Consider the following 12,721-nt stretch of genomic DNA (forward strand, 5'->3'; position numbering starts at 1 on the left):
TCGTTTTTCACTTCAGCTAAAATAATTTTGTCCCAGTCTCTTTCTCTCATTCAATAACATAGAAAACTAAACCTACCTAGATACCTTTATCTAATTTTATACTCAAGAAGCATACGTAATTCATTCACATACGAGCGAGATCCCGTTACAATCAAACGATCATCAAATTCAAGCTCTGTATCGCCATGAGGTACAATGGAATCTTTGCCTCTAAAGATTCGAACAAAAATCACATCTCCTGTAAATGGGAACTTACGAAGCTCTACCCCCTCGTATTTAGGGTTACGCATATTAATTTGATAAAGTGCTGTTTCTTGATTCGTTAAGATATTTAAAATATTTGGCGATTCGATTAAAGCTTTTAGCAATGCAGTCGTAGATAACAGCACAGAAAAAACTTCAATGTTATTTTCTTTCATCTTTTCATCTAATACAGGACTTTCTACGCGGGCAATAACCCGTTCTGTACCATATTTTTTTGCAAATAGAGCAATGTCGCTATTTCTTTCTTCTTCCCCTGTTGTTACAACTAATACATCCGCATCTAAAATCCCCATACGTATTAAAGTTTCCTTACTATATCCATCGATGTCGACGATATTAAAAATGGAATCCGACGTACGGTTTTCAATTTTGTCCTGAGTAGGGTGATAAATCGTAACATCATATAAATCAAGATCCATTTCTCGAATAACCGGGAGTGTAAATTGATTTGCACCGAGCATATTAACCTTCAGCTTTCTGTCACTGATTTCTGGCTTTGGAAACAGTTTTCTAAAGATAATAGGTGTAATAATACAGGTAATAATCGCCACCAAAATCAGCGCACCGGACATTTGTGAATCAATAACACCAATATTTTCACCCACCGTTGCTGCCGCAATAACGAGTGATAAAGTCGATGTTAAAAGAAAACCCGATGCCAAAACGGTTTTCATATCATACCATTTTCTTAAGATTAACGCTGGGACTAGCTTGGATATCAACAATGCAATGAATAATAAAGGCATTAATATCAGCACTTTTTTATCACTGAACAATGACCAAACATCAAGCTTCACTCCTACCATCACAAAAAAGATAGGAATTAAAAATCCATAGCCAAACGAATCTAATTTATGAACTAAATTTTTGTTAGGAGCTAGAAGAGAAACGAGTGATCCCGCTAAAAACGCGCCTAAAATGTTTTCAACACCAATTGACTCCGAAAGGCCCACCAGAATGATAATGAGTGCAAATACGGCGCGCGTGTCGATTTGAATTGTACCTTTAGACATTGTTTCAAGAAACGATCGGTTTTTAAACTGCTTCCCTATGAAGTATAAAATCACTCCTACTCCAAATAAAATTAAAATCAACCATGTATTGCTATCTCCTGATTTATCATAGACGGAAGCAAATACGGCTAGTAAAATCATCGTGACTAAGTCCGCAATAACCGCAATCAATAAAATGGTTTGTCCAATCGGCTTTTTCATAATCTGTGCATCTTTTAATGTCGGCACTACTACTCCTAATGAAATGGTAGAAATAATAAGCGTCATCAAAAAGGCATTATCAATAAAACCTGTCCATACAAAAACATAGGACAAAAATAGTGAAACTGCAAAGATAGCTGCAAACACTAGTATAGAAATGGAAAAAGCATTTGGCACCTTCGCTCCTGATGCCTTTTTGTCTTTTGAATTTCCTCCAGCAAAAGCAGAAAAATCAATTTCTAAACCACTTAAAAACATCAAAAAGATAAAGCCTAGAGTGGAAAGTGTTTCAAGCCACATATCCTGCTCCACAAGGTCAAAACCACTTTTCCCTATAATTAATCCCATAATAATTTCAGCTACGACTACAGGTATAATGTTGAGTTTAAACCGATGTAACAGTATAGGCGTTAAAAAGGCCAAACTAATGACGATAACAAGTGATGTAAAGGACGCGTGCTGTTCCATTAGATTCCCCTCCTTTTACCTTCGCTATTTATAAAACGAAGACGTTAGTATTCAAAATTAAAGGTTAATCATAAAAGCTTGAAGGTTCTCTGTCAACTATATGAACTGATAATGAAAATCCGACATGATTACTCATGCCGAATTCTAACGTCCCTTCATTATTTTAAATAACTCATAAATGTTGTCGCTAGACCGAAGTAAATTAAAATACTGATAAGATCATTGATCGTTGTAATAAATGGTCCTGATGCGACTGCAGGGTCAATTTTGAACCTGTGCATGAGAAGCGGGATAAACGCTCCTGCAAGTGTAGCCACAATCAATGTTGAAAATACAGACACGCCTACCAAAGCTCCTAAAATAAGATCTCCTTGCCAAATATAAACAATTAATACAACTAAAAGTCCGCATGATGCGCCCGTAATCATTCCGGTAGCTGCTTCTCGGATTAACAGCTTAAATTTGCTTTCTTCTTCGATTTCTCCCGTCGCTAGTCCGCGAACCGCAACGGCTAGCGCCTGTGTTCCTGTATTACCAGCCATACCGCCGATCAAAGGTATAAATACAGCTAAAATAGCTACTTGATTCAAAGTATCTTCAAAACGTCCAATTAAACTCGCTGTCATCATTCCTAAAAACAGCAAAATGATAAGCCAAGGCAGCCTCTTTTTGGCCGCTACTAAAGGATTGTGGTCAATCGTATCATCTACATCACTAATACCGGCTAATTTAGAATAGTCATCCGATGCCTCTTCATCAAGAACATCCATCACATCATCAACCGTAATGATTCCGAGAAGATGCTGCTGAAAATCAACAACTGGAAGCGCAAGAAAGTTGTAATCGCGCATAATACGCGCAACTTCTTCTTGGTCTTCTGCTACTGATACGGATACGACTCGTTCATTCATAACTTCGCTTATCATCGTATCTTCATCTGCTATAATTAAATCACGAAGAGAAATAACACCTGCTAGATGCTTTTGTTCATCAATAACAAATACATAATAAATTGTTTCCGCTTCTGGAGCTTCCCTGCGTAGAATGTGCATGGCTGAATGTACAGTTTGATTTTCACGAATGGCCACAAACTCAGTCGTCATAATACTTCCAGCGGTATATTCCTCGTAATGAAGCAGCTCTTTAATTTCATCGGCTGCTTCTTCATCCATAATCGTTAAATAGCTCGCCACTTGTTCTTTATCCAATTCATTTAATACGTCAACGGCATCATCCGCCGACATTTCCGACAGCATGTCTGCTGCAAAATTGGGATGCATCTCTGAGAGAATTTCTTGATAATCTTCTTCTCGTATCTCTACATTTTCAAAGATATCCGCCATTTCTTCCGGAGATAACATCTCGTACAACGCAAATCTAGAAGGCTCATCTAATTCTTCAAAAAATTGAGCTTGGTCATACGTATGCATATGTAAAAATTCTTCACGAAATGCATCGATTTCATTTTTTTCTAAAAGTGATAATAAATGTTCGGCGAACCATGCCTTTTCTTCTTTTTCAATTGAATCTGTCATGTCTTCAACCTCCCTGTCGCACAAAACTCATTTAACTTTATGATGAATTTTGTTTTTTTTCAACTCATAGCTCTTTACTCTTTTCCCAATAATATATAAGTTCTACACATAGTTTGCTCCATATAAGGGTAATTTTATATCGTCAAAGGAAAAACCTTTTAAGGATGTGGATAAAAGATGAAAGTAGATATAATAGGCGATATCCATGGGTGCTATGATGAATTAAAAGCGTTAACAGAAAAACTTGGGTATGAATGGCAAGACGGGATTCCTGTCCACTCTGACGGACGGCGCCTTGGATTTGTAGGTGATTTAACAGACCGAGGACCTCATTCACTAAAAGTGATTGAGCTCGTATGGTCACTTGTAATAAAGCATCAGCAAGCTTACTACTGTCCAGGCAATCACTGCAATAAGCTATATCGCTTCTTTTGCGGTAACAAAGTGCAAATTACTCATGGATTAGAAACGACCGTTGCCGAGTACGAAGCTTTACCTTCAAGAGAACAGAAATTCATTAAAAAAAAGTTCATTGAGCTTTATGAACAATCACCTCTATATGTGCAGCTTGATCAAAACCAATTAATTATTGCTCACGCCGGTCTTAAAGCTGAATACATCGGCAGAACGGATAAAAAAGTAAAAACCTTTGTGCTATACGGAGACATTACGGGTGAAAAACATCTAAACGGCATGCCTGTCCGACGGGATTGGGCCAAACATTATAACGGAAAACCGTTTATCGTTTATGGGCATACACCCGTAGTAAAAGCCAGAAAAATTCACAATACCATTAATATTGATACAGGCGCAGTTTTTGGAGGGGCTTTAACGGCGTTTCAGTATCCTGAAAGGAATATTATATCGGTGCCTTCATCTATGCCTTACGTAGAGGAAAAATTTAATCACTTCGTGTAAAAAGAAAGTCGCTTTTCATTAAAAAAAGCGACTTTCTTTTACGATTTGAAGTTTCTGCATATCTGGCGGCAAAGGTGCTGTAAAAGACAAAATTTTTTGTAAAAAAGGATGAAAAAAAGTGAGTTCATAGCTGTGAAGAGCTTGACGAGAAATAAGATGATTCGTTCCTCCATATAAGGTATCTCCAAGCAGTGGATATCCTTTATAAGCCATATGAACACGAATTTGGTGAGTTCTCCCCGTCTCAAGCGAAAGAGCAACTTCTGTAAAAGAAGAATACTGACGAAGCGCCGTATAGTGTGTAATAGCAAACTGCCCATCTTCTCTTACTTCCCGTTCGATGATACTTGACTCTTTTCGGCCAATCGGTGCCTCTATCGTTTCTTTGCCAACAAGCTTCCCATGAACAAAAGCTCGGTACACGCGTTTAATTTCATGTTCTTTTTGTGCTTTAGAGAATAAGTAATGAACGTGCCTATGCTTAGCGACAATAAGCAGCCCAGATGTGTCTCGGTCCAACCTATTTACAAGATGAACAGTCGAGTTAATGTTATTTTTCTCATAATAATAAAGCACAGCATTACTTAGTGACCACGTTAGATGTTCTCGAGAAGGTATACTTGGCATGTTTGGCTGCTTATTCAACACTAATATATACTCATCTTCGTATACAATATCCAAAGGTATAGCTTTAGGAAGAAGACTTTCACTTGCTTTTTCTGGTGGAAACGCCACCTTAATTTCGTCACCTTTTTGCAGAATATATCGAACCGTTGCATGCTCTCCATTTACTTCAATTGCTCCTCCTCTGAACTTAATGTCCGTCAGAGAAGCTTTGGAAATATCATGTTCTTTTAAAAATTCACGAACCGCTACACCCTCGAAAGAATGATCTACGGTCCAACTCAACGTAAAAACTTGTTTCATTCTCTTCCCTGCCTTTAATCATCACATACAAAAGAGTCTCTGACACGCTGCCAGAAAGGAAACGCACGAAAGCGAGCAAATCGAATTTTTTCGCTTGCTACCCGAAATTGAATCGACTTTACATCTTTATGTAAAAGAGTTAAATGATCAATGGTAATTTGAAAGTCTGCGTCGTTGACAGGCTTTAACAGCGCTGTATGATGTCCAGGAAGAACCAATGGAGAACCTATCGTACGGAACACTCGATTGTTAATAGAAGCCATTTCAGCAATTTGAATAGCTTGAAGCGAAGGATGTAAAATCGCGCCTCCAAGGGATTTGTTGTAAGCTGTACTTCCCGAGGGAGTGGATACGCAAAGGCCGTCTCCTCGGAAGGTCTCAAATCGCTGCCCTTTAATTTCCACGTCCATTACTAAAGAACCTTCTACACTTTTTACCGTACATTCATTCAGAGCTAAGTATCGAGCTTCGCGTCCACCGTTGGTGTAGCGAATAATCACTTCGAGCAGTGGATACTCTACAGTCTGATAGGGTGTCTTTGCAATAGCAATCACCAGCTTCTCAATCTCATCAGGTGTCCAATCTGCGTAAAAGCCTAAATGGCCGGTATGAACCCCAATAAAAGCCGTCTTGTCAAGTCGGTTTCGATAACGGTGAAACGCGTAGAGAAGCGTTCCATCCCCTCCTACTGACACTACAATATCAGGCTGGTTTTCATCATATTCTAAATGAAAATCTAATAAATACGTTTTCATTTTTTGCATAAGCGTATTTGATATTTGGTTGCCTTTTGATGTAATAGCAAATTTTATTTTCTCCACCTAATTCTCTCCCCCTATCCATCCAATGTACAAAGCTGTTGCTGAGTCATACCTAAGATTCTTCCGCCGATTCTTTTTTTCGTGAGAAAATAGCCTGAGCTTCTTGAATCTCACCTCGTATTTGAGACATTTCTTCATCGAGCTGAGTAGCTGCTTCAGAAGCACGCTGAAGTCGCTTTTTGATATTCTCAGGAAATTTCCCGCTGTACTTATAATTTAAAGAATGCTCAATTGTAGCCCAAAAATTCATAGCCAGTGTACGAATTTGAATTTCCACTAAAATTTTCTTTTCACCTTTAATTGTTTGAACAGGATAACATACGACCACATGATATGAACGATAGCCGCTTTCTTTTTTATGAAGAATATAATCTCTTTCTTCAATCAATTCAAAGTCTGTTCGCTGACGAAGGAGCTCTACGACCGCTTTAATATCGTCCGTAAATTGACACATCATACGGAGTCCCGCAATGTCCTGCATCTCTTCCTCTAAGCGATCGAGAGAAATTCCTTTTCGAGTCGCTTTATCCAAAATACTGGCGATAGGCTTCACTCGTCCCGTAACGAATTCAATAGGTGAATGCGTAGATTTCATATCATATTGTGAACGAATTCCTTTTAATTTCACCTTAAGTTCTTCAACGGCTTGTTTATACGGTGCTAAAAATAAATCCCAATGCCTGATCATTAATAACACCCCCCTTTTTTCTCTCTATTACTTATTTTCTTTATCTAAAAAAACTTCCTCTACCCTTGCTACCATCTCGTCTCCATAATTCACATTTCCTTCGATGTTACTGATGAGATAAGATAGCTCTTCTTTAACGGCTGATAGCTCAATTACTTTCTTATTAATTTCTAAAAATACTTTCATATCTTTATGTAAGACGTGCTTTAAATTTGCCCAAATATTATCACTAAGGCCAACATACATAAATTGATCATTAATATCTACAACATATACAAATGACATGTTATCTGAGTCAACAAGCATTTGTTTTGTATCTTCCAATTGTTCAATTTCCGTCTCAATAGGGTCTGCTTTTAAATGTAATTCATTTGATTTCATCACACAGGTAGTGATGTCAATTCGATTGTGCATAAATAAACTCCTTCCAACTATACAATTCGTTACTATTTTAACACATTCCAGGAACGTTTAATAAAGGTAAAACCTAAACAATCCGTATTTCTTCATTTTCCAAGTTGCCCATATGGATATTCCTGTTAGGAAATGTAGTTTGACTGTCTCAAAAAGTGTGATAAATTAAGATGGAAAGTGCCTTACCAAAAGACCTAAATTAAAAGGATGATTTCATTGAAACAAGAAATTGAAATTGAATTTAAAAATATAGTAACGAAAGAAGAGTTTGATCGTCTCCGCTCACACTTTCAACTAACTGAAGATCAGTTTGTCTCTCAAGAAAACCACTATTTTGATACACCTGCTTTCTCATTAAAAGACTGCGGGGCTGCCCTGCGAATTCGAAGCAAAAAAGATAAGTCCGTTCTCACGCTCAAACAGCCTCACCAAGAGGGTCTTTTAGAAACACATGAAGCATTAACAAATGAACAAGCTAAAGAATTGCGAGATGGCAGCGCCAAGATTCCGTCAACAATTCAACAGCTTATTACTGATTTACAAGTCGATAGCCATGCGCTAACTTATTTTGGCACTTTGTGTACAAGTCGAGCAGAAATTCCATATAAAAACGGGTTACTTGTACTCGATCATAGCTTTTATCTAGGTGCTGAAGATTATGAACTTGAATACGAAGTAACCGATGCCAATGAAGGAGCAAAATATTTTGAGCAATTGCTTACGGAGCTTGATATTAAAAAGAAACCAACGGAAAACAAAATCCGACGGTTTTACAAGCGAAAGTATACGTTAATGGATGGAGAATAAATTTATGAGCATGAATATTAACAATTACATGTCTTCCGTTCAATTTCCTGGAACTCAGCCATTTTCAGTTAACAACCAGATGCCAACAGCTAACGTGATGCTTGGTACAACTTTACTCTCTGTATTTGCTCAGCTTTTTCAAGACTACGTCAATCAAGAGCCTCAAATGAGTACCAATCTTTACTTGAAGGCAGCGCAGATGTTTCCATCTACGGCGGTTCAAATGCAGTCCGAGCCATCTGTTTCTTCCTCAGGTAAGGCAGCGGCTTCAAATTTTGCCTTACCTGCACAAAAAAATGAAACGGCAAAGGCCAGTTCTCAGGATGTACAAACGATAATTACAGAAGCAGCTGCACGCTACCAGCTGGATCCTAAACTTATTCGTTCTGTTATTAAACAAGAATCAAACTTTAATCCATCTGCCAAAAGTTCTGTAGGAGCGGCTGGGCTTATGCAGCTAATGCCAGCAACCGCTAAAGCTCTTGGTCTAGAAGATCCGTACGACTCCAAGCAAAATGTATTTGGAGGAGCCAAATATCTTCGACAAATGTTAGATAAATACAACGGAAACGTGAAATTAGCATTGGCGGCCTATAATGCTGGACCAGGTAATGTTGATAAATACGGCGGAGTCCCCCCTTTTCAAGAAACGCAAAAATATGTAAATAAAATTATGTCTTCTTATCTTGTGTAAATGAGCCAAATCATTCACCACTCGAACATAGAATGGCTGTAGTTTGTCGAGGTTACACTATATAAATAGAAGGAAACGTTTGTGAAAGTATTCCTTTGTTTCTCATAATTAGTGATTCGCGACAGCATCATAGACTTTTCTTATGTAAAATTCCACTTTATCTCTTTTCCAGTAGAAGAAGTAAGCGGATAGTTTGAGTTAACGAAATGACACTGCTAAAATTAAGGAAAGTAAAAAACACCAAAGAGTTAAGACGTATATTTCTTATAACAAAGGAGTTATCAACATGAGAGAAAAAATCCACTCCCCTTACGAATTATTAGGCGGTGAACATACGATTTCAAAACTTGTTGATGCTTTTTATACACGCGTTGGAAAACATCCTGAGCTCGCGCCAATTTTTCCTGATGATTTAACAGAAACAGCACGAAAGCAAAAGCAATTTCTGACACAATATTTAGGAGGGCCTTCGTTATACACTGAAGAGCATGGTCACCCTATGCTGAGAGCTAGGCATCTTCCTTTTGAAATTACACCGTCAAGAGCCAAAGCCTGGCTGACGTGTATGCATGAAGCAATGGACGAAATTAATTTAGAAGGCCCTGAGAGAGATGAACTTTATCATCGTCTTATTTTAACTGCCCAACACATGATTAATTCACCGGAACAGACAGATGAGAAAGGATTTTCACATTGAGTAATCTAAATAGCCAATACCCATCCTTGCATCAGCTTTGTCAAGGTTCAAATAAAAAACCGCTTGAAATCTATGTATTTGTTGACCCTCTTTGCCCGGAATGCTGGGCACTCGAGCCTATTCTAAAGAAGTTACAAATAGAATATGGTCAGCTGTTATCCCTCAAGCATGTGCTTGGCGGAAACTTACAGCAATTAAATATTGGAGCACAGCAGAAATTTGAACATATTGCAAAATCGTGGGAGAAAACTGGAAGCCGATCAGGTATGTCATGTGACGGCAATCTGTGGCTTGAAAACCCAATCGATACTCCTTACGCTGCATCAATTGCGATTAAAGCGGCCGGTCTGCAAGGAAAGAAACAGGGCATTCGCTTTTTGAGAAGACTTCAAGAAGTAGTATTTTTAGAAAAACAAAATGTTACAGAAGAATCTGTCTTAATACAATGTGCAAAACATGTGGGGCTAGATGTTGATGAATTTGTAAAAGATTTGCATTCAGATTACGCTGCGAAGGCCTTTCAATGTGATTTAAAAATCACGTCGGAAATGGATGTCGATGAGATTCCAACTCTTGTGTTCTTCAACGAAAAAGTTGAAGAAGAAGGCATTAAGATATCAGGATACTATTCGTATGAAACATATGTACACATCATTAAAGAGATGTTAGAAATTGACCCAGATCCAGCTTGTCTTCCGCCTCTTCGTTCATTTTTAAGCTATTTTCAATTTGTTGCTTCAAAAGAAGTTGCAGTTGTGTATGGTTTATCATTAGAAGAGGCTGAAAAGGAATTGAAAAAACTTCAGCTTCAGCAAGTGGTTGAGAGAGTTCCTGTCAAATACGGCACCTTTTGGAGAAGTACTGAAAAGAGCTTTTAATCATTAAATGTTGATGCTTGTCCTAAGCATCAACTAAACAAAAAAGACTTGGCTTTCGCCAAGTCTTTTCGTTTGTCTTAAGACAACAAGGGGATGGGAGAAATTTTTCACGGTCAAACAAAGGGGTATATGTTTGTTTTGTGATAAACTTCACGATTAATACTATAGCAAATTATGTCGACTTTTGGCAACCCCTTTTTTCAATTTTATTCACTTTTTTATAAAAAAACTTCATAAACAGCCAGATTCACTCATATAGTACAACCAATTATGCTTTTAATAGAGGTGTTAACTATGAAAATTGCTGGAATTACTCTAGGGGTTGTTATTCTTTTGGTTTCTTTTTTATTCTATATTTTATCTCTTATGCAGCTTGTCCCTCTCATTATCGCAGGCCCTCTCTTATTTTTAGCTATCCTTATTATTTTTACATTGCTTAACAATCACAACAAATTTCGAGGATTTAAAAAATGAAGCAGGATACAGCTCCTGCTTCATTTTAATTTTATTGATTTAATAAACGTTCCATTTCCGTTAATTTCTCTTCAAATACAGCTAGCGCTTCTTCAATAGGCTGAGACGTTGTCATATCTACTCCTGCTTTTTTCAACACTTCAATTGGATAATCAGAGCTTCCTGACTTTAAGAAACCTACATAGCGCTCAACAGCTGTATCTCCTTCTTCAAGGATTTGCTTGCTTAATGCCGCTGCTGCACTGAACCCTGTAGCATATTGATAAACGTAGTAATTGTAGTAGAAATGCGGAATACGAGCCCATTCTAATCCAATCTCTTCGTCAATCACTAAGTTGTCTCCAAAATACTTTTTATTTAAGTCATAATATAATTTTGTTAATAATTCAGGTGTAAGCGGCTCTCCGTTTTGAGCACGCACGTGCACATCGTGCTCAAATTCAGCAAACATCGTTTGACGGAATACCGTACCTCGGAATCCTTCTAGATAATGGTTAAGCAAGTACAAGCGCTGCTTTTCATCATCAATCGTTTTTAGTAAATAATCGTTTAGAAGCGCTTCATTACACGTTGAAGCTACTTCTGCCACAAAGATTGAATAATCTCCGTAAGGATATGGCTGCGTTTTTCTTGTGTAATAACTGTGTACAGAATGGCCAAATTCATGGGCTAGTGTAAACAAGTTATTTACATTATCTTGCCAGTTCATTAAGATATAAGGATTGGTGCCATACGTTCCTGAAGAATAAGCACCGCTTCGCTTGCCTTTGTTCTCATGAACGTCTACCCAACGGTTTTCAAACCCTTCTTTTAACACGTTAAGGTAGTCTTCACCTAGTGGTTTCAGGCCTTTTAAAATATAATCTTTTGCTTCTTCATAGGTTACTTCCATTTTTACGTCTTTTACTAAAGGCGTATAGAGATCATACATATGAAGCTCTTCAATTCCCAATACTTTCTTACGTAAATCAATATATCGATGCAATAAATGCAAATTATCGTTCACTGTTTTAACTAAGTTATCGTATACTTCTTCTGGAATGTTATTTGTGCTAAGAGCTGAGTGACGAGCTGAATTATAGTGACGAACGCGGGCACTAAAATTATCTTTCTTCACCGTGCCGCTTAACGTACTTGCAAACGTATTTTTAAATTTACCGTACGTTTCGTACACCGCTTTAAACGCTTCTTCTCGTACGCGTCGATCGCTGCTTTCTAGGAAACGAATATAGCGCCCGTGCGTAATTTCTACTTCTTCTCCATTTTCATCTTTAATGGAAGGGAACTCTAAATCTGCGTTGTTTAGCATTCCAAACGTGTTGCTTGAAGATCCTAGCACTTCAGAAGCCTGAGCAAGAAGCGCTTCTTCGCTTTCTGATAAAATGTGCGGACGCTCGCGAGTAATTTCATCTAATGCATGAGCATATAACTTTAGCTCTTTATGTTCCGCCATGTATTGTTTAATTTTTGATTCTTCAATAGACAAAATTTCTGGTGTTACATACGATAGTGCACTTGCAATTTGGGTATAAAGTGTTTTGATACGATCATTTAACCCTTGATAAAAAGAGTTAGTGGTATCTTGATCGTAGCGCATATGAGCATATGTATAAAGTTTACTAACGCGCATTGTGAGCTCGTCTTGCTCTTGAAGAGCGTCGTATAAAGTTTGAGCGGACTCTCCAAGTTTCCCTTTGAATTTTTCCATTTGGGGAATAAGAGCTTTTACTTCTTCAAATTCTTTTTCCCATGCGTCATCTGAAGCAAAAATATCCTCTAGTTTCCACGTATCTTCTACTTTTATCTCGCTTCTACTTGGTAACTTTTTTACTTTTGATTGTTCACTCATGGTCATCCCTCCATCTTTTTCTACCTGTCTATAACTGTTCGCTTTTTCTAAGGCGAATCCTTTTTATTTCTTT

The 12,721-nt window shown here is 37.7% G+C and carries 12 protein-coding genes; 5 read left to right on the forward strand and 7 right to left on the reverse strand.

Annotation, left to right across the window (positions count from 1 at the left end; genetic code table 11):
* Nucleotides 1-86: 86 nt before the first annotated feature.
* Both ACFX4G_RS14160 and mgtE read right to left on the reverse strand, forming a co-directional pair.
* On the reverse strand, nucleotides 87-1,946 hold the full coding sequence (locus ACFX4G_RS14160) for a monovalent cation:proton antiporter family protein (protein WP_377575361.1): 1,860 nt from the start codon (nucleotides 1,944-1,946) through the stop codon (nucleotides 87-89).
* Nucleotides 1,947-2,104: 158 nt separating this feature from the next.
* Entirely contained in the window at nucleotides 2,105-3,481 is a 1,377-nt protein-coding gene (mgtE, locus tag ACFX4G_RS14165; protein ID WP_014461563.1) for a magnesium transporter, read from the reverse strand.
* Between the two features lie 177 nt (nucleotides 3,482-3,658).
* On the opposite strand from mgtE, the gene prpE reads away from it, so the two are divergent.
* Complete coding sequence (gene prpE / locus ACFX4G_RS14170; protein ID WP_043980458.1) at nucleotides 3,659-4,399, forward strand: bis(5'-nucleosyl)-tetraphosphatase PrpE; 741 nt, start codon at nucleotides 3,659-3,661, stop codon at nucleotides 4,397-4,399.
* 18 nt (nucleotides 4,400-4,417) lie between these two features.
* Here the strand turns inward: prpE and ACFX4G_RS14175 are convergent, their stop codons facing one another.
* From ACFX4G_RS14175 to ACFX4G_RS14190, 4 genes are all read right to left on the reverse strand, one after another.
* Complete coding sequence (locus ACFX4G_RS14175) at nucleotides 4,418-5,326, reverse strand: RluA family pseudouridine synthase (protein ID WP_097824315.1); 909 nt, start codon at nucleotides 5,324-5,326, stop codon at nucleotides 4,418-4,420.
* Nucleotides 5,327-5,340: 14 nt separating this feature from the next.
* Nucleotides 5,341-6,138, reverse strand: a complete 798-nt coding sequence (locus ACFX4G_RS14180; protein WP_025749877.1) for an NAD kinase — start codon at nucleotides 6,136-6,138, stop codon at nucleotides 5,341-5,343.
* 61 nt (nucleotides 6,139-6,199) lie between these two features.
* Nucleotides 6,200-6,835: a GTP diphosphokinase gene (gene yjbM, locus ACFX4G_RS14185; protein ID WP_014461566.1), complete on the reverse strand. Its 636-nt coding sequence runs from the start codon at nucleotides 6,833-6,835 to the stop codon at nucleotides 6,200-6,202.
* A 27-nt stretch (nucleotides 6,836-6,862) separates the two neighbouring features.
* Entirely contained in the window at nucleotides 6,863-7,249 is a 387-nt protein-coding gene (locus ACFX4G_RS14190) for a UPF0738 family protein (protein ID WP_013055436.1), read from the reverse strand.
* Nucleotides 7,250-7,465: 216 nt separating this feature from the next.
* Between ACFX4G_RS14190 and ACFX4G_RS14195 the strand changes: the two genes are divergently transcribed.
* The 4 genes from ACFX4G_RS14195 to ACFX4G_RS14210 all read left to right on the forward strand — a co-directional run bounded on the left by ACFX4G_RS14195 (nucleotide 7,466) and on the right by ACFX4G_RS14210 (nucleotide 10,325).
* A complete protein-coding gene (locus ACFX4G_RS14195) occupies nucleotides 7,466-8,056 on the forward strand; it encodes a CYTH domain-containing protein (protein WP_013081770.1) in 591 nt (196 codons plus the stop codon).
* Between the two features lie 4 nt (nucleotides 8,057-8,060).
* Entirely contained in the window at nucleotides 8,061-8,750 is a 690-nt protein-coding gene (locus ACFX4G_RS14200) for a lytic transglycosylase domain-containing protein (RefSeq protein WP_097824316.1), read from the forward strand.
* Between the two features lie 286 nt (nucleotides 8,751-9,036).
* Nucleotides 9,037-9,447 (forward strand): globin domain-containing protein, encoded by a 411-nt coding sequence (locus tag ACFX4G_RS14205; protein ID WP_013081768.1) that lies wholly within the window; start codon nucleotides 9,037-9,039, stop codon nucleotides 9,445-9,447.
* A 26-nt stretch (nucleotides 9,448-9,473) separates the two neighbouring features.
* Entirely contained in the window at nucleotides 9,474-10,325 is an 852-nt protein-coding gene (locus ACFX4G_RS14210; protein ID WP_377575448.1) for a ClpXP adapter SpxH family protein, read from the forward strand.
* Nucleotides 10,326-10,830: 505 nt separating this feature from the next.
* Here the strand turns inward: ACFX4G_RS14210 and pepF are convergent.
* Complete coding sequence (gene pepF, locus ACFX4G_RS14215) at nucleotides 10,831-12,648, reverse strand: oligoendopeptidase F (RefSeq protein WP_097824317.1); 1,818 nt, start codon at nucleotides 12,646-12,648, stop codon at nucleotides 10,831-10,833.
* Nucleotides 12,649-12,721: the final 73 nt, after the last annotated feature.

The organism is Priestia sp. YIM B13486, assembly GCF_042787865.1.
GTDB lineage: Bacteria > Bacillota > Bacilli > Bacillales > Bacillaceae_H > Priestia > Priestia megaterium.